The following is a 24,917-nucleotide window of genomic DNA, read 5'->3' as shown; positions in this document are numbered from 1 at the left end:
AACTACCAGAACTACAGCTGGATGCGTTGAATCCGGCCGGTTGTCTCCATGCACGGACGGACGAGACAGCAGGGTCGACACGGATCGGCCACAGTTCGTGGCCGTGGCGGACGCACTGCGACCAGGGGAGACACGCCTCTCACGCCCAAATCGGCAATGGGCGGGTTGCATCCGCCGATCGAGGTCTAGGTCGAGCTCTCAGGCCAAGGCTCCACGGTCAGCGCAGGCCATTCCCTGCGCCACCGTGCCGCCTTCGCCTCGTAAACCTCTCTCGTCGCCAGTATCGGGTTGGGGCGGACGATCATGTCGAAGAGATCGTCGTATCCATGCGGGGCATACACGTCCAAGGCCCCATCCGATCCCTTGGTGATCCCGAAACAGCAAGTTATGGAAGCGAAGTGGTCGATGGCGTCGCGGCAACTGGTGAATGGAACGCCAGGAATCCCGAAATGCTGCTCGTACCACAGGTGCACGCGGGCTTCATTGCGCACTTCGACGTCGGCATCCACATCGGCGAACAGTTCTGCGGCCGAACGAATTACACGATCTTCCGCTTCGTAGCTCAGATCGTCGGCGTCGAAATAGAAGAGGTCGTAGTCCTTGATTCCGACTCCGGGGTCACGGCCGTCGATGTGATTCCAGACGGTTTGAAAAAGCCCACCTGCGGTCAGGTACCACTCAGCCAACTCCAAGTTCGGCGCCCGATCCACGATCGTTGCGACCACCGGATTTGCCAGGGCGATCTCGAGAAATCGTTCACGCATGCCGTCAGCTTTCCATATGACAAGCAAACTTGACATCATCTGACAAGTATTCTTTACTTTTCCCATGACTGGCAAGGCTGGCAACAACAACGTGCGGGAACACCGACGCCTCGCCGGCCTCACCCAGGCACAACTGGCCACGGCAGGTCAGGTGAGCAGACAGAGCATCGTCTCCGTCGAACGCGGCGACTACGCACCGAGCGTCTACCTGGCACTTCGCCTGGCACTGGCGCTGGGGACCACCGTCGAAGCACTCTTTCCCCTACCCGAATCGGCACTCACCGCAGAAATTCCAGAGGAGACGGCATGAGCACCATGATGAAGGCAATGCGGTTCGTCGGCGATCTGGACGACGACTTCTACAAGGACGAGCGTCAGCGCGACGTCTGGAACGAAGCCTCGGCGGTGGGACTCCAGAGTGTCTTCTGGGCAATATTCGTCAGCTCGGCGATTCTGCCCTGGGTCGCCGGCCGAACAGGGGCGTGGATCTCGCTCGCGTTGCTGATCGTTGCGTTGTTCGGCTCGTTGATCACGATCATCTATGCACTTCGGTGCGACGTCGATGTCTACGTATTGTCCAACTACAACCGCCCCCGGGTCGTGATCGGCATCGCGCTGTACCTCGTCGCCGCAGTCGGCATCATGGCGCGTCTCAAATTCGATTCCTACGAAGAATCGTCTACCTGGGTCGGCGCTCTCGTCGGCGGAATTGTCGGTGGCGGCATCGCAATCGCGGCAGTCAAGCTTCACCAGCAGCGAGCCAAGCGACGCGAAGCGGCCGAAGAACTTCTCTGAATTCCGGAAGTCTGCCCAGCACAACAGAATCCATAGAGTTGGTAAAATCGTGCCAGGTCAACCGATCGCGAGTAACGTCGAAACGGTGAGCACTCGCCTCGGATACCAGATGCCCAACTTCAGCTACGGCGGTCCGGTCAAGGACCTCTTCCCCACCGTCATAGCGCAGGCCCGCGAAGCCGAAGCCGCAGGCTTCGACACTGCATTCGTGATGGATCACTTCTACCAACTCCCCGGAATCGGAGCGCCGGACGCCCCGATGCTCGAGGCCTACTCCGCGCTCTCCGCGCTGGCGACGGCCACCGAGACAATCCAGTTGTCTGCACTGGTCACGGGAAACACCTACCGCAATCCGCCCATGCTCGCCAAGACCGTCACCACCCTCGACGTGGTGAGCGGCGGTCGGGCCATCCTGGGCATCGGCGCCGGTTGGTTCGAACTCGAACACAATTCGTTCGGATACGAGTTCGGAACTTTCACCGAACGCTTCCAGAAACTCGACGAAGCACTGCAGATCATCGCGCCGATGCTCCGCGGTGAGCGTCCCACCTTCGACGGCAAGTGGTACCACGTCAAGGACGCCATCAACGAGCCCCGCGTCCGCGACGACCTGCCGATCCTGCTCGGCGGCGGCGGCGAGAAGAAGACGTTCGGGCTCGCCGCTCGCTTCGCGGATCATCTCAACATCATCTGTGACCCGTCGGAACTGCCGCGCAAGATGGAAGCACTTGCGGCACGCTGCGACGAAGCCGGCCGCGACCCCGCGACCCTCGAGACCAGCTTCCTGACGTTCATGATGATCGACGAGGACGGCGACAAGGCTCGCGCGCATCAGCGAACGTTCCTCGCAGAGCGTGGTCTCGACATCACCACGGCGCCGGAAGACGTCGTCGCCAAGGCCACCGAACGTCACTTCGTGGGCAGCCCGGACGACGTCGCCGAGCAGGTTCAGACGCGCATCCTCGACCACGGCATCGACGGCGTCGTGATCAACCTGATCACCAACGGCGAAGAGCCAGGCATCGTCGACCTTGCGGGCCGCACCCTCGGCCCACTCGTCGGCAAGTAGTTCCCTACTCGCACTTCACGATCGGCACCGGGTCGTACTTGACGGTCCGGGTGTTCGAGGAAATCTCGGCGCCACTCGCGTGGTCGGTGATCACGCGAGTGTCACTGACCGTGAATCCGGGCGCACCGCTCGAAGCCACACAACCAGGCCCCTCCGGCAACGTCACGGTGTTCGGTGACGTCGGCGACGTACGCGGGCCGGTCGTCGAAGCGACATCGACGGTTTTGGTTCCCCAGATCCGAACGGTGATGTTCGACGACGTCGCAATCGTCTCGATCATCACGCCGGTCTTCGCCGGATTCCGGAACTGCAAGTCGATCGCACCATCGAAGATTGTCGCCTCACGAGCCTCCGGGTACCGCGAGATGTAGTAACTGTGCTCGGTGTGCGCGACGTCGTCCATGCCGGCGAAGTACGTCGCGTTGTAAAGCGTCGTCGCGAGCTGGCTGATACCGCCGCCGACAGCCTTGTCCGGGCGACCATTGTTGATGATCCCCGACTCGACGTATCCCTGAGCTGCACCGCGCGGGCCCGTGTACTCGTTGAGCGAGAACGTATCCCCGGGCTTGATGACCGCACCGTCGATCTCCGACGCAGCCAGGCCGATGTTGACGCCAGACGCGTATTCGAAACCACCGGTGGTGAATTCGCCGATCACCTCGTTGATGCCGAGGGCCTCCGCGGCTTCGGTGGTCAACGCCGGCGGGACCGGTCCGTAAACGGCGGGCGTTGCCCGAGAAGCCGTGCTGCCCAACAGAACCGGAAGTTCCTTGACCGTGTCCGGCCAGTTGATCAGATCACCGACGACACCGGGCACAACCGACGGTTTGCCACCGGCGAAGGTGAACGACGCGTCCTTGGGTTGTACTTCCGTCGACGCCAACTGCGGAGTCAGAATCTTGATCGCAGCATCCGTGTTGTACTGCGGAGCCAGCCCACCCGAGCCGTCGGGTGTGAAGGTCAGAACCTCGCCGATCTGATCGACGCCGAGTGTCGCGACCTTGCCGTCACGGCCGTTGACCACGACGTCACCCGAGACAGCTGGAATAGCGATCTCCTGCAGCGCACGATCGACACCGGCCTGAGTGACCGTCACCGGAACCTCGTCGACCGGAAGATCGACGACGCCACCATCGGACCATTCAGCGGCGAAGGTCGAACCCGCCTGCTGCGTTTCGAGCGCCTGACCGGCAGCGGGCGAAACACCAGTCGCCTTCCCGTTCTCGAACACGACTGCACCTTCGACGGGCGCACGATCGCTGTTCGCCGCGAGCTGCGCCATCGACGCATCCAACGCACCCTGGTCGATTGCCGACACCACGGGCACCTCGCGGGAGCCGAAGAACGACGTGATGCGGGTGATCGGGTTGATGGGCTGAGCGTTCACGCCCGACAGCGTCGCCGACCAGTCGACGTCCACACCCGCAGACGCGGGAACGATCTCGGAGTCGACGCCGCCTGCATGTACCGCTACCGGTTCGACGAGCCTCGGGCCGAGTTGGGCGCGCAGCGTGGCTTCCGCGTCGGCGGGCGTGAGATCACCGATGTCGACCCCGGCGACCTGCGTGCCTCGGGGTGTTTTCCCCGACGACGTGAAGATATCCACTCCGTAGGCGATCACTGCGACGGCAAAGATGGCGCCGACTGCTATCGCCGGTTTGACCCACTTACGGGAAGACGCCGGAGCGGGCGCCACTGGTCGCTGCGGTGGCGGGGGTGCAATTACCTCTGGTTCGCGGACAACAGGCTCGTACTGCTGCTGGATGGGTTCGAATTGCTGCGTGTCGTACTGCTGCACGAACTCGGGGCGTGGCGGCTTCGGGGGAACCACCACTGCTGGAGGCTCGAACTGCTGCGTCTGCTCGTCGATGGCTTCTGTCGCCGGAGCCGAATCGACTACTTCCGTCGGCGGTGCGTCCTCCGCTGGGACGACAGGGATGACGGTGGTGACCTCGTTTGCCGATTCGTCGACTGTCGGTTCCGTGGAATCGATTGCGTCTTCATCGACAGGGTTTGGCGCTTCGACTTGTTCAGGCTCTCCTGCTTCAGCCTCGGAGACTGGCTCGGTGTCCTCTGAGGTATCGGGTTCCTCGACCGACTCGGTCTCTTCGACCGCCTGAGGTTCCTCGACCGATTCGAGTTCCTGCTCTGGGAGGGACGAGTCCTCGCTGTTCGTCTTCTCGACGGACGGACCCTCTTCGTCACTCACCTGTTGGCTCCTCGCTGCATCAACCGTCGCTGCGGCGCTCACCGACAACTCAACACAGGATATCCGGACATACGAGAGCCCCGTGTTGCTGCCAGGTCGGGGGTCAGGCAGCAACACGGGGCTGTCATGAATATCGGTAGCTATTCTGCAGCGTTACACGCCTTCGCGAAAAAGTTTGCAAAGAGTTCGGGGATCCGGCCACCCCTCGTGGCCGGATCCCCGATTACGCATCCCCTCGCGCCGATCACTGCAGGTGAGCGCAGTTTTCACACGCGTGGGGAGATTGTGGAGCGGTTACCGCTCGATAATCGCCGTGACGCCCTGGCCGCCGGCGGCACAGATCGAGATCAGGCCGCGGCCCGAACCCTTTTCGGCGAGCATCTTGGCGAGGGAAGCGACGATACGTCCGCCGGTTGCCGCGAACGGGTGACCTGCAGCCAAGGACGATCCGTTGACATTGAGCTTGCTCCGGTCGATCGAGCCCAGTGCGCCGTCGAGGCCGAGGCGTTCCTTGCAGTACTCGTCCGATTCGAAAGCCTGCAGGGTTGCGAGAACCACTGAAGCGAAGGCTTCGTGGATCTCGTAGTAATCGAAGTCCTGCAAGGTGAGGCCGTTGCGGGCCAGCAAACGCGGGATCGCGTACGTGGGAGCCATGAGCAGCCCGTCCTTGCCGTGGACGTAGTCGACGGCAGCGGTTTCGGAATCGACGAGGTGCGCCAGAACCGGAAGATTGCGCTCGGCTGCCCACTCGTCGGTGGAGAGGAGCACTGCCGAAGCGCCGTCGGTGAGCGGCGTCGAGTTGCCGGCCGTCATCGTCGCGTCGCCGAGCTTGGTACCGAATACGGGCTTGAGCGTGGACAGCTTCTCGACGGTAGAACCGGGACGGAGGTTGTCGTCGCGGGTCAGACCGAGGAACGGGGTGACGAGGTCGTCGAAGAAACCGCGGTCGTAGGCAGCCGCCATGTTCTTGTGGCTGGCCGCGGCAAGTTCGTCCTGGTCCTCGCGCTTCACGCCGAATTCCTTGGCGGTGATCGCAGCGTGGTCGCCCATCGACTTGCCGGTGCGAGGCTCGCCGTTGCGCGGAATTTCGAGGCCGAGCATGCCCGCACGAACATTGCCGAGCAGCTTGATGCGGTCGCCCGTGGACTTCGCGCGGTTGAGGGAGAGCAGGAACTCGCGTGCCTGATCGTTGACGCCGATCGGAGCATCGGACGTGGTGTCCGTGCCGCCACCGATGCCGGAATCGATGCGGCCGGCCGAAATGGCGTCTCCGACGGCGATGATCGACTGCAGTCCGGTGCCACACGCTTGCTGAAGGTCGTACGCCGACGTGTACGGGCTCAGCGCGCTGCCGAGAACGGACTCGCGAATGAGATTGAAATCACGGCTGTGCTTGAGTACGGCGCCGCCGACGACCATGCCGAGCTTCTCGCCCTGCAGATTGAATCGGCTCACGAGACCGTCGAGCGTCGCAGTGAACATGTCCTGGTTGGACGCCTGTGCGTACGCCTTGTCCGAGCGTGCGAACGGAATGCGATTTCCGCCGACGATCGCAACCGGACGGCGCTGACCTGCGGACTTCGCAGCGGCTGCGGCCGGGGCAGTGCGCGGTGCGGCGGGCTTTGCATTTGAACGGGCTTTGCTTGTCACTTGCGTCTCCAAGGATGGTGCGATTACCTGTTGAAGACTATTCTTACTCAGTAGTAAGTTACTTGTCTATCGCCGCATTCTTCAGATTGCCCGGTGAGAGACAACCCGAAACACAACAGAAGGTAGGACCGTGGCAGCCAGCAAGGGAGCTCCCGACCTCTATTCACAGTTCCTCTCGTCCGCCCCCGGCGCATTCATCGCGTCGAAGGCCGGCCTGCCCAGGCCCGAGAACCTGCGTCGCTACAAAGCAGGGGAACCCGCACTCGCCGGACCTGTCCTCATCGGCGGCAAGGGTCGGCTCGCAGAACCACTGCGCGTACTGCTTTCCGATTACCCGGCAGCCCAGGCGCACGACAGCAGCTTCGGCGCACTCGTGTTCGACGCAACCGGAATCACTCAGGTCAGCGAACTCGAGCAACTGTTCGAGTTCTTCCAGCCCGTGATCCGCAACCTCGCACCGTCGGCTCGCGTTGTCGTTCTCGGCACGACGCCGGAAGAAACGTCGAGCGTCGACGAGCATGTCGCGCAGCGCGCTCTGGAAGGCTTCACCCGCAGCGTCGGCAAGGAGATCAAGCGCGGCTCCACCGCTCAGCTGGTCTACGTCTCCCCCAAGGCATCCACCGGACTCTCCGGCGTGGAATCGACTCTGCGCTTTCTCCTTTCGGCAAAGTCCGCCTTCGTCGACGGCCAGGTCATCGTCGTCGGCGCTGAAGATTCCGTCGCGCCCGCAAGCTGGGACAAGCCGCTCGAAGGCAAGGTTGCCGTCGTCACCGGCGCAGCCCGCGGTATCGGCGCCACCATCGCCGAGGTCCTGGCCCGCGACGGCGCGCACGTCGTCTGCGCTGACATCCCGGCCGCCGGCGAAGCGCTGTCCGAGACCGCGAACAAGGTCGGCGGCACGTCCCTCGCCCTCGACGTCACGGCAGCCGACGCAGCCGAGGTCCTCGCAGCTCACCTCCTCGAGCGTCACGGTGGAGCGGACATCATCGTCCACAACGCCGGCATCACCCGCGACAAGACCCTCGCCAACATGGACGAGGGCCGCTGGAACATGGTCATGAACGTCAATCTTCTTGCACCGCAGAAGATCACCGAGCACCTCGTCGAGAAGGGCGCCCTCAAGGAAGGCGGCCGCGTCGTCGACGTCTCCTCCATCGCCGGCATCGCGGGCAACCGCGGCCAGACCAACTACGGCACCTCCAAGGCCGGCGTCATCGGTCTCGTACACGCCGAAGCTCCCGTCCTGGCGAAGAAGAACATCACCATCAACGCTGTCGCACCGGGCTTCATCGAGACCGCCATGACCGCAGCCATCCCCTTCGCCACCCGCGAAGCCGGCCGCCGCATGAGCTCGCTCCTGCAGGGCGGCGAGACCGTCGACGTCGCCGAGACCGTCGCATACTTCGCCAGCCCGGCCTCCAATGCCGTTACGGGACAGGTCGTTCGCGTCTGCGGCCAGAGCCTCCTGGGCGCATGATGGCAACAAAGACCGTCGCGCTCACCGAGCAGCCGAAGACCCTCGACATCTACTCCCGCGCGGTACTGGGATTGTTGCCGTGGAACAAGTCCAACTCGCGCTCGGTGCCACAACAGACTTTCACCCTCACCGGATTGAAGGTCGACACCGACAATCTGGCGGCGTACTGCCGTGTGACCGGACTGCGGTTCGGCGACACTCTGCCGATCACCTATCCCTTCACCTTGGCTTTCCCGACCGTGATGAAGCTGATGGTGTCGAAGGACTTCCCCTTCGCCGCCGTCGGTTCCGTCCACGCCGAGAACGTCATCGAATCGCTGCGGCCCATCTCCGTCAGCGAACCGCTGGACCTCTCGGTACACGCCGAGAACTTGCGTGAGCACCGCAAGGGCCTGCTGATCGACGTGGTCACCGAAATTCGGGTGGGGCGGGAACTGGTCTGGCGACAGACCTCGAGCTTCCTGAACCAGCAGAAGACCTCGCTGTCCGGCCAGCCCGGACCGGAGCCAAAGGCCGACGAGGTTCCGCCGATGCCGATGAGCACCATCCGCGTCGACCAGACCACGATCAGCAAGTACGCCGCAGTCTCCGGCGACCGCAATCCGATCCACGTCTCCTCCCTGGGCGCCAAGGCTTTCGGTTTTCCGAAGACCATTGCTCACGGAATGTGGAGTGCCGCAGCCCTTCTGCGGACCGTCGAGGGTTCCGTTGCGGACAACGTCACGTACAGCGTGCGTTTCGGCAAGCCGATTCTGCTACCGGCGACGCTGAATGCCTACGCTGATCGCACCGATGACGGCTGGGATCTGTCGCTGCGTCACCCGAAGAAGGGTTACCCGCACGTCACGGCGACGCTGCGCTGACCTGAGCTTTGTCGGGTTCCCACCCGCCCCAATTGAGCGAACGTACCTTTCGGCGCCTTGGATGCGCTGAAAGGTACGTTCGCTCAGATTGGCTTGAGGGCTACTCGGACTTCTTCTTGCCCGACAGACCGCGCCACGCGAGGGATTCGAGTAGGTCCGCTGCGGCATCCACTTCGATTTCCCCACCCGCGACTCGGTCGGCTACTGCCTCACCGGCGCCGACGAGCGCGATGGCGATGATCCCGTAATCGTGCGCGGCATCAGGATCCTTGGTGCTGGACTCGAGTAGATGCGCGGTCAACTCGATCAACCGATCGCGACTGGACTGCACGGTTCCCGCAAAAGCCTGCTGCCCGACGGCCTGACGGTAGAGCACCATCCACGACTTGCGATTTGCGCCCACGAACCCGAGGAAGCCCTCGAGAGCGGCGCGCAATTGTTCACGCGGAGTCAGGTTGGGCGCGCCGGCCGGGGCGAGGGCCTCGAGGAAGCGGAGTCCTTCACGATGAATGCACGCCGCGAACAGCTCTTCCTTCGAGCCGTAGTACAGGTACAGCATCGGCTTCGAGATCTCGGCTTTGGCCGCGATGGTGTCCATCGAGGTTTCGTGAAACCCCCTGTCGGAGAACACGTCCACAGCTGCGTCGAGCATCTGCTGCTCACGCACTGCGCGTGGCAGTCGCTTGGTACCGCCGGCCATGCTTCCTCCAACCACAGGGTAAATGTCGATCTTACTCTACGGTAAGATTGTGCGTCGAATCGCAGCTTCGACTCAGCAGGTCACGGCACCTTTGGCCGCGGCAACCGTGACGACGGCCTGATCGACTCGCGCCTGCGGAAGCGCACCCGACGCGACGGCCTGCTCGAGATGGTCGAGAACCCGCGGTACGTCATCGGTGGTCAGCCACAATGCCTGATCGACTCCTGCCGCAAGTGCAGCCTGAACTGCGTCGGCAATATCGTATCGGTCGGTGATCGCCTGCATACCGCTGAGGTCGTCGGTGAACACCGGACCGGTGAACGGCGCTGCGCCGTAACCCACTCCGTCGCGAAGCAACGCAACGGCGGCGGGGCTGATGCTGGCAGGCGTGCCGGGCTCGGTCAGACCGGGAACCTCGAGGTGACCCATCATGACGCCGACTCCGGTTCCCGACAGTTCGCGGAAGGGAATCAGGTCCGACGCGATCAGATCCTGCAGCGGCGGCGTGGTCACCTCACCGCGGTGCGAGTCACCCGACGCGCTGCCGTGCCCGGGAAAGTGCTTGATCACCGGGAAGATTCCGGCGTCGCGCATGCCCTGCGCGTACGCACCGGCGTAGGCAACCACGGTCTGGGGGTCGTCTGAGTACGAGCGGTCACCGATCACGGAGTCGTCGGGTTGGCTGCTGACGTCGACGTCGGGTGCGTAGTTGACGGTGATCCCGAGATCCTTCAATCCGCGTCCACGCTCGAGCGCCATCTGGTACGTCTGTTCCACTGTCATGGTCTGCGCAGTTTCCCTGGCCGACGGATCGGGTCCGAGGATGTCCGCGACGCGGGAGACCCGTCCACCTTCCTCGTCGATCGTCACCATCAGGGGCAACTTCGACGCCGAAGCAACCTGCGGCACTTCGCGATTGGTGAGCATCGACTGATCGGTCCAACTTCCGACGAAGATGCCGCCGATCTCCTCGTTCTGCACTATCGACAACGCGTCGTCGGTCCCGGTGACGCCGACGTTGAGCAGCTGGGCAAGTTTCTGACGCAGGGACAGCGAGGCCAGAAGGTCGCTACCGCACGACGCGGCGACGGGTGCGGAGCTCGATGCCGCAGGCGTCGACGTGATCTCGGTGCTGGTGCTGGTCGGGGCGCTCGAAACAGGATCAGCGGTCCCGTTTTCGCCTGAGCATCCCGCAACCAACCCTCCGCATAGAGCAATGGTCGTCGCAGCCTTCAGAAACTTGATCCGCATATCTCGACCGTAACGGACCCGGTACCCATACACTCCCTCACGGGCACATCGGGACGGTAGCCTGGAAGAGAACCGATTCCCCCCGCTGACGAGGAGGTCGTGATGCCACAAGGTCTGATGCTCATCGCGTACGACGGTTCCGACAACGCCAAGCGCGCCGTCAACTATGCGGGGCGTTTCCTCTCCGCCAATCGTGCTGTTCTCGTCACCGCCTGGGAGCCGATGGTCCGCCAGGCCGCTCGCATGTCCGGCCTGTCCGGGGTGATGCAACCGGAGTGGGTTCCCGACGACGACGTCGAGGACATCGCGTACACCGACGCCAAAGTCACCCTCGCCGAGGGCGTCGCGCTGGCTGAAGCCGCGGGCCTGACCGTCGAAGGTAGGAGCGCCGAGTGCCGCTCCGCGATCTGGTCTGCAATCGTCGAAACCGCAGACGAATTGGACGTCGACATCATCGTGACCGGCACCCGCGGTACGACGGGTTTGCGGTCGCTCTTGCAGAGCAGCGTCGCGGATCATGTTCTGCGTCACAGTCATCGGCCGGTGTTGATCGTCCCTCCAGGGAAGTGACCTTCGCGCATTCCTGATCCGCGGCCGACTAGTGTCGAATGCACCATGGACGGTTTTGTTCTCTCGCGCCCCGATCACAGCGTTGTCACCCGCGGCGTACGACGCAGCTTCGACAGCTCCGACGCGGCTGCCAACGCTTTGTCGGCAGGTTCGGCAAAGCTGATCGTCGGTGCTCTCCCATTCGACCCGGCTGCCGCAACGGCGTTGTACGAGCCTGCCGAGGCAACGATCACGCCCAGGCAATGGCAACCGGTTGATCCCCAGCCGCTGCCCACGACCCGGGTGGGCCGAGAGATCCCGTCGTCGTCGGAGCATCTTCGTCGGGTGGAAAAGTTGATCGGACGCCTCCGCAGTGGAGAGGTCGACAAAGTTGTCGCGGCTCGCACTGTGGAGCTTCGGACGCAGACCCCGATCTCCCCGGCTGCGCTCGCCGCACGCATGGCGGCGCTCAATCCCGTCGCCAACACCTTTGCCGTCGATCTCTCTGCGGCGGGAGCCGAATTCGAGGGCCACAGCCTGGTCGGCGCAACGCCCGAGGTGTTGGTCAGTCGACGCGGGCGCGTCGTGACGTGTCGCCCGTTGGCCGGGACCGCAAAGCGGTCCACCGACGCCGATCGAGACCGCGAGGCAGGCGAGAGCCTTCTGCATTCGACGAAGAACCTGGCCGAGCACGCCTTCGTGACCTCATGGATCCGCGAGATCCTGCAACCGATGTGCAGTGACTTGTCGGTACCGGCGATACCCGAGCTGACCACTACCCACGAGGTCTGGCACTTGGCCAGCCCGATCCGCGGCACGCTGCGAAACGACACAACTGCGCTCGATCTCGCCATCGCCCTGCATCCGACGCCGGCACTGTGCGGAACACCCACTGACGCGGCACTGAAAGTCATCCGCGAGACCGAGGAGCCACGCCGTTTCTACGGCGGCGCCGTCGGCTGGTGCGACGATGCCGGCGACGGAGATTGGGTGGTTGCCATCCGCTGCGCCGAGATCGGTGCAGACGGCCTCAGTGCTTGGGCCAGCGCGGGTGGCGGAATTGTCGCCGAATCGGACCCGCAGGACGAACTCGACGAGACATCCACGAAACTGCGCACTCTGTTGACCGCGCTTGGCGCCGAAACCCTCGACTGACCAGCACGTCACGAGGGTAATCGTCCGGATTCTCGAGTGCGGGTGATACCTTGACCCGAGCAGTTCGTACGGGCCGGTAAGTCCGTCCGACCGCGAACGACCGACTAACGACCAATTGGGAGATCCGCGATGACGAAGTTCCTTGTCCCCGGTGTGGCCAGCGCTGTCATCGGTGCCGTTCTGGGTGCCGGCGTCATCTTCGGTGTCACGGCCGCCGCGTCGGACAACACTCGTCCCGAGATCGACCGCAGCGGAAACGCAGATTCTTCCGTGCTGAACCAGGTTGAGTACGGCAGCCGCTGAGAGCGCAGGCCTCGCGAGTTCCCGTTCTTCCGCCGACGCAGCGGTGTCTTCGGTAGACACCGCCCCGTCGGCAGAGCCCCTGTCGAAGCGGTGGCTGTTCGGCGCCTCCGTCGTAGCGTTTCTTCTCACTTTTCTGCAATCGCCGGGTCTGATCACCGCTGACACCAAGTACGACCTGACGCAGAATCCGTTCGGTTTCCTCGAACGCGCGTCGCATCAATGGAGTAGTCAGGCCCCGCTCGGCCAGGTTCAGAACCAGGCCTACGGATATTTCTTTCCGCACGGGCCGTTCTTCGCGCTCGGCGAGTTGGCGAACGTTCCGCCGTGGATCACCCAGCGCATCTGGTGGGCTCTGCTCCTGATCGCGGGTTTCTGGGGCATCATCCGAGTTGCCGAGGCTCTCGGAATCGGCAGCCGTAGTTCACGCGGCATCGCAGCGGTTGCCTTCGTTCTATCTCCCCGCGTACTGACCACGCTCGGCTCGATTTCCTCGGAAACCCTGCCGATGATGTTGGCGCCCTGGGTGTTGTTGCCGGTGGTTTTGGCCTTCGGCCCTGTGCGTGGAAACGGAGTCCCTGGACTCCCTAACCGCTCACGGGGGTTGAGGCGGTTGGCCGCACAATCTGCGCTCGCCGTCGCGCTCATGGGTTCGATCAATGCCGTCGCCACCGCCGCGGCCTGCCTTGTCGCGATCATCTGGTGGCTCTCGCACAAACCCAACCGAACGTGGCTGACGTTCACCGCCTGGTGGGCCCTGTTCGTCGCTCTCGGCACCCTGTGGTGGATCGTTCCGCTCCTGCTGCTCGGCAAGATCAGCCCACCGTTCCTCGACTACATCGAGTCCGCCGGTGTCACCACTCAGTGGGCATCGCTCGCCGAGATACTTCGCGGCACGGACAGCTGGACCCCGTTCGTCTCCCCCGAACGCATTGCCGGCGCCGTACTGGTCACCCAGCCCGCAGCAGTCGTCGCCACCGGTCTGGTTGCCGCCGCCGGTCTCGCCGGGCTCTGCATGCGGTCCATGCCTGCTCGCGGCAGGCTGACGCTCATCCTGTTCGTCGGTATCACCGGCCTGGCCGCGGGATACGTGGGTGAACTCAGCTCACCGGTGTCGGAGTCCGTGCGCCTGTTCCTCGACTCGGCGGGCGCTCCGCTGCGCAACGTCCACAAGCTCGAGCCGTTGGTCCGTCTGCCGCTGGTGCTCGGACTCGCACATCTACTCGCCAAAGTGCCGCTACCGGGATCGGTTCCGCTCGCCCGATGGCGACGCGCGTTCGCCCATCCCGAGCGCGAACCGATGGTCGCACTGACCAGCCTGATCCTTGTCGCCCTCACCCTCTCCACCGCCTTGGCCTGGACTGGAAAACTCGCTCCCCGCGGTGCATATCCGGACGTCCCCTCGTACTGGAACGAAGCAGCGCAGTGGCTCGAGGACAACACCTCACCCGGATCGGAAGCTGAACGTGCCCTGGTCGTCCCGGGAGCACCGTTCGGCAGCCAGGTCTGGGGCCTGACGCGTGACGAGCCGCTTCAGGCGTTGGCGAGTACGCCGTGGGCAGTGCGTGATTCGGTCCCGCTGACCCCGCCCGGCGCGATTCGCGCGCTCGATTCGGTGCAACGTCTGATCGCCGACGGACGCCCGTCGGACGGACTCGCGCAGACCTTGCTCGGGCAGGGCATCCACTACCTGGTGATGCGCAACGACCTCGACGGCGAAACGTCGCGCTCAGCCAGGCCGATTCTCGTGCATCAAGCGGTCGAAGGCTCTCCTGGAATCGAACGAGTCGCGCACTTCGGTGAGGACAACAGCCCCGAACCGATCGAAGGGCTGGTCGCGGACAGCGATCTGCGCCCCGGTTACCCGGCCATCGAGATCTTCGAGGTCACCCCGCCGGACGGCACCGCGGCGGTCAGTGGACCGTACTCCGTAGCCCTGAACCAGGTTCCGCGCGTACAAGGCGGGCCGGAATCGACTGTGCGCCTTCACGAAAGCGGGCTGGTTCCGGGGACCGGGCCGATGATTCTGGCGGCCGACGCCGAAGCTGCGGGGCTGCCGGTCGATTCGGTCACCGTCACCGACACCCCACGCGATCGAGAAACCGATTTCGGTCAGGTCGACAACCACAGTTCCGCGCTACGTACCCCCGACGACGCTCGTCGCACCTACAACTTGGTGCCCGACTATCCGGTTGCGAACACGCCTCTCGTGGAAGGCCGCTGGAGCGGCGCTTCGATCACCGTTTCCAGCGCCGCCTCAGATGCCACCCAGCTGGGCGGCACTTCACCGTCGAGCAGTCCCGCGTCGACGGTCGACGGCGATCCGGCCACCGGTTGGTTCAGCAACGGCATCGAACGCGCACTGGGTCAGTGGTTGCAGATCGACTTCGACGCACCGATTTCCAGTGGCCTGCTCCACCTGACCACCAGTGCCGCGGCAATCGGCGCCCCTGTCAAATGGCTCGAGGTCTCGACACCGAACGGCAGCACGGCGGTGAAGGTGGAGCGTCCGGGCGAGCCCATCACCGTCTCGATTCCGGGCGGAAATACGCCGTGGGTGCGAGTCACGGCGACTCACACCGAAAATGGTTCACCCGGAACACAGTTCGGCATCAGTGAACTCTCCGTCGAGGATTTCTCCGACCGCAATGCGCCGAAGACCGTACCGATCCGTTTCGACACGGTCCTGCCGAGTACGCCGACAGGCGCATCCGTGAACGCCTGGAATCTGAGCCAAGAGTTCCCCGGCCGCAATGCGTGCGCGGACTCGACGGACCGCGTGCGATGCAGCAATGCGTTCATGGCGATACCCGAAGAGCCCAGCCGTTTCCAGCGCACACTCACGGTTCCCGAAAACACCGTGGTTGCACCGGCACTGACTGTCCGCGCGCGTCAAGGAAACGCCCTCGAAGACCTCCTTTCCGTCCCCGGCCGAATCACGGCTTCGGGTTCGAGCGACATCGGCGACACCCGCGGATCTGCCTTCGCTGCCACCGACGGGGACGGACGCACCACGTGGTCGGCGCCGCAGCGCACCACCGAGCCCGGTGGCCCGAAACCGACTCTGACACTTACCCTCCCCGAGCCGACCCTGGTCACCGGACTGGACATCACGCGGGGGCTCGGCACCCTCCCGTCGCTGCCGACCAGCGTCGCAGTGAACCTCGGCAACGGCCCGCAGGTCCGAGAGCTCGAAACACCTCAGACCAGTCGAGTTCCCCTCTCCCCCTACGTCACCGACAAGATCGTCCTGAGTATCACCGGTTGGGAGCCGGTCCTCGATCAAACAGCACTCGGCTTCGCCCAGGCGCAGCCCACCGGACTCGCCGAGGTCGGTGTCATCGGGGCCGACGGAACCCCGATCGCCGATTCCGGAGTACAGAACACGGACGCACTCGACAACCGCACCGTCACCGTCCCGTGTGGCGAGGGCCCGACCATTTCGGTTGCCGGACAGCAGTTCCCCACCTCGATTACCGCGACGGCGGCGCAGCTACGCACCGGCGCACCGGTCGAGGCGCTCGCGTGCGGCCCGAACGCGTCGACGCCCCTGCCTGCTGGACAGCCCGAGGTGGTCGTCGAACCCGGCCCGGCGTTCTCGGTCGACAACCTCGACCTGACGGCGGTTGGTCCTTCAGCCGCGCAACGGAATACACCGCTCGAATCGACCGCGTGGACGGCGAATCACCGGGAACTCACCGTCACGAACTCGTCCACCGATCAGCTGATCGTCAATCCCGAGAGCACCAGCATCGGCTGGATCGCCACGGCGCCGGACGGTTCCGAACTGACGCCGGTGGTCGTGAACGGATGGCAGCAGGGCTGGATCGTGCCGGCAGGCACCGCGGGAACCGTCACCATCGACTTCCCCAGTGACCGTTGGTACCGCCTCGGCATCTTCGGCGGACTCGTGTTGCTGATCCCGCTGCTGTTCGCAGCTTTTGTCCCCGCTCGCCGAGAGTCCAAGCCCCTCACACCGCCCCGACCGTGGCGCAGCGTCGCGGCGGGATGGGTGGGCGTACTCGCGGCGGCCACCGTCATCGGCGGCGGAGTGGGAGCGGCGATCGCAGTTGTGTGCTCGATCCTCGGACTTGCCGCGCTGCGAATCTTCGGCCCGGCGCGGACCGCACGCATTCTCGTCGGCACCGCCGGCGTGGCCGCGATGATCGGCATCACGCTGCTCTCGACCGGACCGTGGCGGGCACCGGGCGGCTACTTGGGCGACTCGTTCGCGATTCAGTTCTCGATGTTGGTGGCCTTGGTCGTGACCGGGTTGGCCGCGTTGCCCTTTGCCGGTTCACCGATGTGGCGACGCTTCTCCCACCGCGTCACCGCAACGCGCGCCGGTTCCTCCACCAACGCGTAACTGGCCGAGGCCACAGCGACGCTCAGGACGACCGTGAGGGCCAGGACGTAGAAGAAGCTGCCCGAGAACGGAACTATGCCGAACACGGGGAACACAGCGTTCAGTACGGCCAGGTGCCAGATGAACAGTCCGTAGGACCAACGTCCAATTGCCAGCGCCAAGGGACTGGCCAGGAACCGATGCTGCGATTGATCGCGCAGAACCAGTGGCGCGATCAACGAGAAGCTGATGATCGCGCCAAGTGCAATCTTGATCGCGTACTGCCACGGCTCCGGCCGCACCAGACCTTCGGGCCCGGCCAGATCGGTGCACGAGAGAACGAAGGCGACCAAGGCAACAAAGGTCAGGAGTACCCGACGGTGCGCGAGGCGATGCACCCACGTCGACGGGCCAACTGCCAGCTCGGCCAGGATCATGCCGGCGCCGAACCACGGCAGGTAGCCGGGCAGCCAGTTGTCGTGGTGGATGGCGTCCGGCGTCGGAATCGGAATGAATGCCCACGTCAAGGCCAAGACCGACACCCCGAGCAGAAGCGGCAGCCGGAACCTGGCCGAGTTGCCACGGAGTCGCGCCATCAGGAAAGCGAACAACGGCAGCAGGAGATAGAACGCCACCTCGACCGACAAGCTCCACATCTGTGTGAGCCCCTCGGTGAGTGTCAACGGCACGAATACCTGCGCCAACCCGAGATTCGCCAGCCACACTTGGTAGCCCCCGCCCGCGCCGGGCAGGAACAGCAGGATCAGGACCACTGCCACCCAGTACGCCGGCAGAATGCGCGTCGCGCGGGAGATCCAGTACCGGACGGTCGACTGTGGCTGCCCGATTCCGCGAGCCTTTGCCGCGTGGGGGCGCCACAGCAGAAATCCGGACAAAGCAAAGAACACCGCTACGGCGAGATCGAGTCGGCCGAACGCGCGCCCGATCGCACCCGACTGAGCTTCACCCGTCTGGAACGCGACATGGGTGACGAGGACGCCGAGCGCGGCCAATCCACGCATACCGTCCAAAGCTGGAACGAAGCCCCGAGCCTGTGGCGGGACCGTCTGAGAGGAATTCGTGGAACTGATCATCACGGATAAGTGTGCACCCCAGGCCGATTGAGGGAAACCACCAGGGACTCGCAACAAAATGCCTGGCCAATTCATGCCCTCATGCGACAAACCGGGCCGGTGGACTGTTAGTGTTCTGCCACACATGGTGTCCATCGGGGGCCCCATGCGATCTGCGCAGCTCATATTGTGCCGGTTGGGGAACCTCGAAAGACTTAACGGGTTAGGAGTCACAGCATGGCGGAACGCTCAGGGCCGAGCCGGATACTTCCTTGCATTCTGGTGGGCCTCGGTGCCTTCCTTTTGGCCATCGCCATCCTCATTCCTACCTACACGGTAGGCAAGCTGGAGAAGACGCCACTCGACCTCGAGGTGACCACCGTCGCCACGGGCACCGGTAGCGTCCTCAACTCGGCGGCCCTCCTCGGCGGTAAGGCACAGGTTGACACCAACGTGCCGATCGTCGCTCAGCGCTACGTCACCACGCAGGACCCGTCCGACGCCGACATCATCACCGTCGAAGCCGGCCAGACGGTCCGTCGTACCGACAAGCAGGGCGACACCGGGCTGCTGACCGCAACCCTGGACCGCGTCACGCTCGATCGCGTCAGCTCGATGCCGACCAACGATCCGGTCGGAACCGTCCAGACGTCCAGCGACCAGCCCGCCGAAGAAGTTTCCCGCGACGGTCTGCAGTACAAGTTCCCGTTCAACACGGAACAGAAGAGCTACCCCTACTTCGACCTGAACGCTCGCGCCACGAAGGACATCGACTTCGTCGAAGAGACCGAGATCAACGGTCTGAAGGTGTACCACTTCCAGCAGACGATCGATCCCGTCGACTTGTCGAAGGTCGTCAACTCCCCCACCAACAAGCTGAGCCTGCCCGCCGACACCTGGGGCGTTCCCGGTGGCGCTACTCCGATCACGATGACGCGTTGGTACACCAACGTCCGTGACCTGTGGGTCGAGCCCAAGACCGGCGTTGTCGTCAAGGGCCAGGAGCAGTTGCACCAGTACTACGGACGCAACAAGGATGCCGTCGACGTCGAGGTTCTCAAGGTCACCCTGCCCTTCGACGAAGCGACCATCGAGTACCAGGTCCAGCAGGCACGTGACGGCATGGACAAGCTCTCGCTCTTCGGCCGCACCGTCCCGATCGTGGCAGGTGTCCTCGGCGTCATCGCGCTGATCGCCGGTATCTTCCTCGGCCTTCGCGGCGGCAAGGGCGGAACTCCGGCCCGCGCTGCACACGGCGGAACGAACCAGAATCCCAGCGGCCAGGCCTCGCCAGAGCCGGCTCCGGGTGAGCACGACTGGACCTCGGACGACACTCAGGTGATCCCGCGTCCGGATCTGCGCAAGGACTGATTCAGACAGTAAGTAGAGCGCCCCTTCCACACGGAAGGGGCGCTCTACTGCGTTTCGGGATGTTGTTGCCGGATCGGCGTACGGATTGGCGCGACGGATGGTTCCCTCCGCACGGTCACGGGCTTAGCGTTTTTTGGAAGTCCGGATCACCCCGAGCACGAGGAGCCACATGCCCGCATCAACAGTTCTGGGGTCGCACATCTGTGTCAGCGATCTGACGCGGCGGAGATTCGTGGTCAGTACGGCAGCATTCTCCGGGCTGTTCGCCGCCGGTTGCGCAAGGTCCGCCGGTACCGAGGGCGATGCGTCCGGGATGCGCACGGTCACGACCTCGCTCGGAACCTACGACATTCCGGTGACACCGAAGCGCGTCGTCGCCATCGACTCCCGACTCGACCTCGAACCAGCCGTTGCGATGGGCCTGCCGGTCATCGCGTACAGCTTCGACGCCGCCGAGCCGTGGGTTCCGGCCGATCCCACGGCGCAGGTGTTCGAAGCACCGGTCAACGTCGAGGCAATTCTCGCGCTGGAACCGGACCTGATCATCTGCACCGACATCGGTGAGGCCTCCGACATGTGGCCGCTGCAGCAGTTGAGCCAGACAGCTCCTGTGCTTCCGATGGACTTCACCCGTCCGTGGCGCGAGAACATCGACCAGTTGGCAAGTTGGCTGAATCGCACCGAGAACCCCGAAGTCCGTCAGGTCATCGGAGCGTACGAGGACAAGGCAGCCGGATTGAAGGAACGCCACGCCCGGAGTTTGGCGAGCAAGCAGATCGTGCTGCTGAACTACGTGAATCAGAAGGTCAACGGCGTCAACCGCAAGGGCATCTCCACGCAGGTGGCCGAAGACCTCGGCGTCCAGCTCCAGTGGCCGGTCGAGGGACAGAAGGAGATCTCCACCGAAAATCTGGTGACTTCCCTCGACTCGGCCGACGGAATGATCGTCACCACCGCGCCCGGCGTGGATCCCGTCACCGACGACCGCGCGATGTGGAACCGTATCCGCGCAGTACAAGGCGACAACGTCGTCTACACGGGCGGGAACATCAACTACGGATCCGTCTACACCGCGATGCGCACGCTCGACTACTTCGACGATCTGTTCACGCGTCTGGAGAACTGACGCCGCTGCGAGGGGCCGGCCCGGCGCGGTCGGCACTTCGCACCGCAGCGACGGACACCGCCAACGCCGTCGTCGACGCAACCACGACGGCGACACCGATCAACTCTCCCGGCGTCTTCGCCCACACCAGCATGACCGTCGCCTCCACAGCCAGCCCTGCCCATGCCAGAAGGGCCACTCGTGTGCGTTCTGACGCGATTGCGGACAGCAAAGCACCCTGGAGTACCGCCAGCGCTGCACCGTGCAGGGCGAAGGCCCACAGCATCGGAGCGACGGCGGCGTACGCGTCGCCCACGAGCATCGGCACCAGCGGGCCGGCAACCGCCGCCCCCAGAACCAAGACGGCGCCGATACCGACGAGCACCGCCAGAGCCGAGCGAACCGCCTGCGCCGAGTGCGCCGGGTTCGCCATCTTCGGGTACAGCACGACGCCCACTGCCTGCGGCAGCCAGAACGCGACCTTCGTCGCGACGGCGCCCAGTGCGTAGACACCGGCGTCGTATTCACTGAGGACGACGCGGACGATCAGCAGGTCCAGCGAGGACAACGCGATAAGCGCGAGCTGAACCTGCGACGCCGCGAGCACGGAGACGACGCCGATACGCACCGGCCGGTCCTCGCTCACCGAGACGGTTCGGTCGACCACGCGCACTATCGCCACCAGCACCGCGGTTCCGGCCGCGCCCGCGACCAATGCCGCACCTGCTCCGCCGCCGAATGCCAGAACGATCACTGCCGGAAGGACTTTCATCACCCCGGCGCCGGCGAGTACCGCACTGAGAGTGCCGAATCGACCGTGCCCCTGCAACAACCCCTGCTCCGTGGCCAGCAGAACCAACATGGGCGCGGTCACCAAGGCCGAGAACGCCGCCACGATTCCGGTGTCGAGCAGCCAGGCCATCGCCGGAGCAAGCGCCACCGCGAGGACGGCGACGATCGCCGTGCATCGATACCCCAACGACCGCAACGCATCTGTACTCTTGCCACGCACCGCCTCGCGGGCCACCACCGTCTGCAACGCCAACGCCGGAACCGCAAGTACCAACTGGGCGGCAAGCAGACTCGCGAACTCGCCGTAGCCGACCGGCCCCAACCATCGGCTGGCCAACCACGCCAACAGGTACGACGCGACATTGGCCGTCATCGATCCCACCAAAACCATGCCGACCCCGGCCGCGGCGGCGCGATCGAGTGGTTGGCGAGACATGGCAGTAATGATGCACCACGTATCGTGCGCGTCATGACAGTGCAAGCCGGATACCGCCGTTACCTGCCTGCGGCGTACAGCCTGGCGCTGGCACTGTTGATCCTCGGACCGCTGCTCGGCCCCGGCTACCTCCTGCTGCGCGACGCCGTCAGCACGCCGCGCTCGTACCTGACCGACTCGGCCCTCGGACTCACCGACGCCGCAGCCCGCGCTGTTCCCCAGGACGCGCTGATCGCAGCATTGAGCACCGTGATCGACGGCGGACTGGTGGTCAAGTTCATCCTGCTCGCGGCGCTCTGGCTCGCCGGTTGGGGTGCGGCGCGCATGGTCGCCGTTCTGCTGCCGACTGCCGGTCTCGGTCCACAACTCGTCGCGTCGACGGTGATGCTCTGGAACCCGTATGTGGCCGAGCGCCTGCTGCAAGGACATTGGAGTCTGCTGACCGGATATGCCGCACTGCCGTGGATCGTGTGTGCCGGAATCGGAGTTCGCCGAGCAACGCCCGGATCGTGGTGGGCGTTGGCCGCGTCACTGGCATTCGCGGGCCTGACACCTACCGGCGCTCTGCTCGCTCTGGCGGCTGCCTTGGTGGTGGTTGCCTCCCCAGGAGGGCGCACCTCCGCTCCGAGGCGTATCTGCGGCACTGTCGGGCTCTTCCTCGTCACGGCCTCGCCGTGGTTGGTCGCCACCTTCGTATCCGGAGCAGCAGGCGACGGTTCCGATCCAGCAGGAGTCGCGGCCTTTGCCGCCCGAGCGGAACCCGGACTCGCGACGCTCGGCAGCCTCGCCGGTCTCGGCGGTATCTGGAACTCGGCAGCGATACCGTCTACGCGCACAACACTCTTCGCATTGATCGGAACACTTCTTCTGCTAGTCGTGGTGTTCGCCGGTGTGCCCGCTCTGTGGCGACGACGCCGAAACCCTGTCGCCTCCGGACTCGGCGCGCTGGCACTGTTTGCGGTGCTGGCTCCGACCCTGGGCGCCACCCCGTGGGGAATCGACGTCGGCCGATGGTCGGTCGAGGTGTTCACCGGCGCCGGTCTGCTGCGTGACGCGCAGAAGTGGGTCGCGCTGGCCGTACCGTTCTACGCACTCGCTGCCGCCGCCGCGGTGATGTGGGCAGGCAATCGGTTCACCGTTCCCCGCCCGACATTCTCGATCGTCGCCGTCGTGGTGACGATCGTGGCACTGCCGGATCTGGTGTGGGGCGTCGGCGGCGCGTTGAAACCCGTGCACTATCCCGGGTCCTGGACCGTGGTGGTCGAGCAACTGCAAGACGAAACCGGTGACGTTGCAGTGCTTCCCGCCGGAATGTTCCGTGCCTTCCCCTACAGCGGCGATGCGCCGGTGCTCGATCCCGCACCACGCTTCCTGCCTCTCGACGTTCTGCAGACCGGCCAACTGGTGGTTGCCGGTGGTGCGGTCGGCGGCGAGGGAACCCGAGCCACCCAGGTCGAGGACCTACTGCTGGCCGGCGGAAGTCCTACGCAGTTGGCCGCTCTCGGAGTCGGATGGGTGCTGATCGAGCGCGGGACACCGGGTCAACTCGGCAACTCGGCAACCGCGCTCGACGGATTGGAACAGGTCTTCGCCGACGACGACCTCGAGCTCTACCGAGTACGGGGAGACGTTGCCACACAGGAAGCCTCGACCGGCGCCCGAACTGCCGTCATAGTTGCGCATCTCGCGTGGATACTGATGGGCGTGATCGCGCTGATCTCAGTCGGACTGAACCAGAACCGAATTCGACTCGCGCGGCGCGGCCAGTCCTGAGACCCACCGGCCGTCCTTGTGTGCAGACAGCACCTCCAGGACTCCGGTGCCGGTCTGTTCCCAGGAGAACTCACCGGACCACACGCGAGCTTTCTCACCGAGCACCGTGCGGAGTTCGTGGTCGCGAAGCAGGGTGCCGGCAGCCTGCGTCAGATCAGCGATGTCACCGTCGCCGGCATGCTCTCCGCCGACCAGAAGCCCGGTCACTCCGTCGACGATCGAATCGGTCAGGCCTTTGGAACTGCGGTAGCCGATCGTCGGAACACCGTGCTGCGCAGCCTCGATGACTGCAAGGCCCCATCCTTCTTTTCGCGAAGGCATGAGATGAATCCACGACTGCGCCAGTAGTTCATGTTTGCGAGCCTCGTCGACGTGGCCGTAGAAGGAGACGGCGTCACCGATCCCCAACTCGGCAGCGCGATCACGCAGGTTCTGCTCCCACCAACCACCACCGATGACGTCGAGATGGATGTCAGGAAGCGTCGGCCGCAGCGCCGCGACAGCTTCGAGTGCGTCCTCGATCTGCTTGTGCGGCACCAGTCGCGAGAGAACCGAAATGGTGGGACGCTCGGCTCTGGTGATCGAACCACCCGCGTCGACGCCGACGGGAAGCCGATCGGCACCGTTGCGCACCACGGCAATTCGTTCGCGCTCGACACCGAGGTCTACCAATTCTTCCGCCGAGGGAAGCGACACCGTCAGATACTGACTACGTCGATGGGTGCGCGGTGACAATCGCGATTCGACCCACCAGCCGATCCGACCGACGAGCTTGCCTGCCACCGGCCACTGTTCACGATGGCAGTGATGGACCAGAAGCGTGACCGGCGCACCCGCCACGGTCTTGGAGAAGAAGGGGATGCCGTTCTGGGTGTCGATCACCGCGTCGGGGCGAATGCCCTTCAGCGATCCGAAACCCAGACGCCCAGCGGCAATGGCAGCCAGAGCGCGGGGATACACACTGAAACGTCCACCCGCTCGGCTGATGGTGATGCCGTCACGAACCTCCGACGCGGGCGCTCCGGGATACGACGCCGTCCGCAGCGTCACCTTGATGCCGCGCTCGGCCAACTGGGATCCGACCTGCTCGAGGTAACGCTCGCTTCCACCGCCCTGGGGATGCCCGGTATCGCGCCAGCAGAGCAACAGAACCTCGCGCACGTGCGTTACTCCCTGAGTTGGTCGGTGACCACCACGATTCGGGCGATCCTGCGGGATGCCCCGCCTGACCGGCCGGTAA

19 protein-coding genes and 1 pseudogene are annotated in these 24,917 nt (G+C 64.5%); 12 read left to right on the top strand and 8 right to left on the bottom strand.

What is annotated here, in order from left to right; genetic code table 11:
* Positions 1-185 precede the first annotated feature (185 nt).
* Positions 186-764, bottom strand: coding sequence for a nucleotidyltransferase family protein (locus ACFQ6Y_RS16925; RefSeq protein WP_378634852.1), 579 nt, complete (start codon positions 762-764; stop codon positions 186-188).
* Between the two features lie 64 nt (positions 765-828).
* Here ACFQ6Y_RS16925 and ACFQ6Y_RS16920 point away from each other — a divergent pair, with 64 nt between their 5' ends.
* The 3 genes from ACFQ6Y_RS16920 to ACFQ6Y_RS16910 all read left to right on the top strand — a co-directional run bounded on the left by ACFQ6Y_RS16920 (position 829) and on the right by ACFQ6Y_RS16910 (position 2,628).
* A complete protein-coding gene (locus ACFQ6Y_RS16920; RefSeq protein WP_378634848.1) occupies positions 829-1,074 on the top strand; it encodes a helix-turn-helix transcriptional regulator in 246 nt (81 codons plus the stop codon).
* A complete protein-coding gene (locus tag ACFQ6Y_RS16915; protein WP_007734564.1) occupies positions 1,071-1,559 on the top strand; it encodes a hypothetical protein in 489 nt (162 codons plus the stop codon). The genes ACFQ6Y_RS16920 and ACFQ6Y_RS16915 overlap by 4 nt, the downstream gene beginning before the upstream one ends.
* Positions 1,560-1,644: 85 nt before the next feature.
* On the top strand, positions 1,645-2,628 hold the full coding sequence (locus ACFQ6Y_RS16910; protein ID WP_024487540.1) for an LLM class F420-dependent oxidoreductase: 984 nt from the start codon (positions 1,645-1,647) through the stop codon (positions 2,626-2,628).
* Positions 2,629-2,632: 4 nt separating this feature from the next.
* Here the strand turns inward: ACFQ6Y_RS16910 and ACFQ6Y_RS16905 are convergent, their stop codons facing one another.
* Positions 2,633-4,837 (bottom strand): VanW family protein, encoded by a 2,205-nt coding sequence (locus tag ACFQ6Y_RS16905; protein ID WP_378634843.1) that lies wholly within the window; start codon positions 4,835-4,837, stop codon positions 2,633-2,635.
* A 294-nt stretch (positions 4,838-5,131) separates the two neighbouring features.
* The gene (locus tag ACFQ6Y_RS16900) at positions 5,132-6,487 is read right to left on the bottom strand and encodes an acetyl-CoA C-acetyltransferase (RefSeq protein WP_021343064.1); all 1,356 of its coding nucleotides are present in this window, start codon (positions 6,485-6,487) and stop codon (positions 5,132-5,134) included.
* Positions 6,488-6,617: 130 nt separating this feature from the next.
* Here ACFQ6Y_RS16900 and ACFQ6Y_RS16895 point away from each other — a divergent pair, with 130 nt between their 5' ends.
* Positions 6,618-7,964 (top strand): 3-oxoacyl-ACP reductase, encoded by a 1,347-nt coding sequence (locus ACFQ6Y_RS16895; protein WP_378448785.1) that lies wholly within the window; start codon positions 6,618-6,620, stop codon positions 7,962-7,964.
* Positions 7,964-8,827 carry a MaoC/PaaZ C-terminal domain-containing protein gene (locus tag ACFQ6Y_RS16890; protein ID WP_378635690.1) on the top strand — a complete coding sequence of 288 codons (864 nt, stop codon included), beginning with the start codon at positions 7,964-7,966 and terminating at the stop codon, positions 8,825-8,827. The genes ACFQ6Y_RS16895 and ACFQ6Y_RS16890 overlap by 1 nt, the downstream gene beginning before the upstream one ends.
* Positions 8,828-8,927: 100 nt before the next feature.
* Here ACFQ6Y_RS16890 and ACFQ6Y_RS16885 read toward each other — a convergent pair whose 3' ends face one another.
* Positions 8,928-9,527: a TetR/AcrR family transcriptional regulator gene (locus ACFQ6Y_RS16885; RefSeq protein ID WP_003945885.1), complete on the bottom strand. Its 600-nt coding sequence runs from the start codon at positions 9,525-9,527 to the stop codon at positions 8,928-8,930.
* Positions 9,528-9,599: 72 nt separating this feature from the next.
* Positions 9,600-10,778, bottom strand: a complete 1,179-nt coding sequence (locus ACFQ6Y_RS16880) for a glycoside hydrolase family 3 N-terminal domain-containing protein (protein ID WP_378448787.1) — start codon at positions 10,776-10,778, stop codon at positions 9,600-9,602.
* A 102-nt stretch (positions 10,779-10,880) separates the two neighbouring features.
* Here ACFQ6Y_RS16880 and ACFQ6Y_RS16875 point away from each other — a divergent pair, with 102 nt between their 5' ends.
* From ACFQ6Y_RS16875 to ACFQ6Y_RS16860, 4 genes are all read left to right on the top strand, one after another.
* Complete coding sequence (locus ACFQ6Y_RS16875) at positions 10,881-11,348, top strand: universal stress protein (RefSeq protein WP_230815001.1); 468 nt, start codon at positions 10,881-10,883, stop codon at positions 11,346-11,348.
* A gap of 45 nt (positions 11,349-11,393) precedes the next feature.
* Positions 11,394-12,482: an isochorismate synthase MenF gene (locus ACFQ6Y_RS16870; protein ID WP_378634838.1), complete on the top strand. Its 1,089-nt coding sequence runs from the start codon at positions 11,394-11,396 to the stop codon at positions 12,480-12,482.
* 129 nt (positions 12,483-12,611) lie between these two features.
* Positions 12,612-12,785 (top strand): DUF2613 domain-containing protein, encoded by a 174-nt coding sequence (locus ACFQ6Y_RS16865; protein ID WP_003945488.1) that lies wholly within the window; start codon positions 12,612-12,614, stop codon positions 12,783-12,785.
* 43 nt (positions 12,786-12,828) lie between these two features.
* Complete coding sequence (locus ACFQ6Y_RS16860) at positions 12,829-17,148, top strand: alpha-(1->3)-arabinofuranosyltransferase family protein (protein ID WP_378635686.1); 4,320 nt, start codon at positions 12,829-12,831, stop codon at positions 17,146-17,148.
* 23 nt (positions 17,149-17,171) lie between these two features.
* On the opposite strand, the pseudogene ACFQ6Y_RS16855 reads toward ACFQ6Y_RS16860, so the two are convergent.
* Positions 17,172-18,221: pseudogene (locus ACFQ6Y_RS16855) on the bottom strand (acyltransferase family protein); the annotation flags it as partial.
* Positions 18,222-18,437: 216 nt separating this feature from the next.
* Here ACFQ6Y_RS16855 and ACFQ6Y_RS16850 point away from each other — a divergent pair.
* Both ACFQ6Y_RS16850 and ACFQ6Y_RS16845 read left to right on the top strand, forming a co-directional pair.
* Positions 18,438-19,571, top strand: coding sequence for a DUF3068 domain-containing protein (locus tag ACFQ6Y_RS16850; protein ID WP_378535477.1), 1,134 nt, complete (start codon positions 18,438-18,440; stop codon positions 19,569-19,571).
* A 169-nt stretch (positions 19,572-19,740) separates the two neighbouring features.
* The gene (locus ACFQ6Y_RS16845) at positions 19,741-20,697 is read left to right on the top strand and encodes an ABC transporter substrate-binding protein (RefSeq protein ID WP_378634834.1); all 957 of its coding nucleotides are present in this window, start codon (positions 19,741-19,743) and stop codon (positions 20,695-20,697) included.
* On the opposite strand, the gene ACFQ6Y_RS16840 is transcribed toward ACFQ6Y_RS16845, so the two are convergent.
* Entirely contained in the window at positions 20,678-21,904 is a 1,227-nt protein-coding gene (locus ACFQ6Y_RS16840) for a lipopolysaccharide biosynthesis protein (protein WP_378535473.1), read from the bottom strand. The genes ACFQ6Y_RS16845 and ACFQ6Y_RS16840 overlap by 20 nt on opposite strands.
* 33 nt (positions 21,905-21,937) lie before the next feature.
* On the opposite strand from ACFQ6Y_RS16840, the gene ACFQ6Y_RS16835 reads away from it, so the two are divergent.
* Positions 21,938-23,677: a hypothetical protein gene (locus ACFQ6Y_RS16835; RefSeq protein WP_378634830.1), complete on the top strand. Its 1,740-nt coding sequence runs from the start codon at positions 21,938-21,940 to the stop codon at positions 23,675-23,677.
* Here ACFQ6Y_RS16835 and ACFQ6Y_RS16830 read toward each other — a convergent pair.
* Positions 23,624-24,838, bottom strand: coding sequence for a glycosyltransferase family 4 protein (locus ACFQ6Y_RS16830; RefSeq protein WP_378634826.1), 1,215 nt, complete (start codon positions 24,836-24,838; stop codon positions 23,624-23,626). The genes ACFQ6Y_RS16835 and ACFQ6Y_RS16830 overlap by 54 nt on opposite strands.
* Positions 24,839-24,917 lie beyond the last annotated feature (79 nt).

The organism is Rhodococcus sp. NPDC056516 (assembly GCF_042794655.1).
Lineage (GTDB): Bacteria > Actinomycetota > Actinomycetes > Mycobacteriales > Mycobacteriaceae > Rhodococcus_F.
Note: the sequence above shows the minus strand (reverse complement) of the source record. Positions and strands in the feature narration are given on the sequence as shown.

Bases quoted from the DNA above. Each gene is read 5' to 3' on its own strand.
- ACFQ6Y_RS16925 (WP_378634852.1), bottom strand. From the start codon at position 764: ATGCGTGAACGATTTCTCGAGATCGCCCTGGCAAATCCGGTGGTCGCA.
- ACFQ6Y_RS16920 (WP_378634848.1), top strand. From the start codon at position 829: ATGACTGGCAAGGCTGGCAACAACAACGTGCGGGAACACCGACGCCTC.
- ACFQ6Y_RS16915 (WP_007734564.1), top strand. From the start codon at position 1,071: ATGAGCACCATGATGAAGGCAATGCGGTTCGTCGGCGATCTGGACGAC.
- ACFQ6Y_RS16890 (WP_378635690.1), top strand. From the start codon at position 7,964: ATGGCAACAAAGACCGTCGCGCTCACCGAGCAGCCGAAGACCCTCGAC.
- ACFQ6Y_RS16885 (WP_003945885.1), bottom strand. From the start codon at position 9,527: ATGGCCGGCGGTACCAAGCGACTGCCACGCGCAGTGCGTGAGCAGCAG.
- ACFQ6Y_RS16880 (WP_378448787.1), bottom strand. From the start codon at position 10,778: ATGCGGATCAAGTTTCTGAAGGCTGCGACGACCATTGCTCTATGCGGA.
- ACFQ6Y_RS16875 (WP_230815001.1), top strand. From the start codon at position 10,881: ATGCCACAAGGTCTGATGCTCATCGCGTACGACGGTTCCGACAACGCC.
- ACFQ6Y_RS16870 (WP_378634838.1), top strand. From the start codon at position 11,394: ATGGACGGTTTTGTTCTCTCGCGCCCCGATCACAGCGTTGTCACCCGC.
- ACFQ6Y_RS16865 (WP_003945488.1), top strand. From the start codon at position 12,612: ATGACGAAGTTCCTTGTCCCCGGTGTGGCCAGCGCTGTCATCGGTGCC.
- ACFQ6Y_RS16850 (WP_378535477.1), top strand. From the start codon at position 18,438: ATGGCGGAACGCTCAGGGCCGAGCCGGATACTTCCTTGCATTCTGGTG.
- ACFQ6Y_RS16845 (WP_378634834.1), top strand. From the start codon at position 19,741: ATGCCCGCATCAACAGTTCTGGGGTCGCACATCTGTGTCAGCGATCTG.
- ACFQ6Y_RS16840 (WP_378535473.1), bottom strand. From the start codon at position 21,904: ATGTCTCGCCAACCACTCGATCGCGCCGCCGCGGCCGGGGTCGGCATG.
- ACFQ6Y_RS16835 (WP_378634830.1), top strand. From the start codon at position 21,938: ATGACAGTGCAAGCCGGATACCGCCGTTACCTGCCTGCGGCGTACAGC.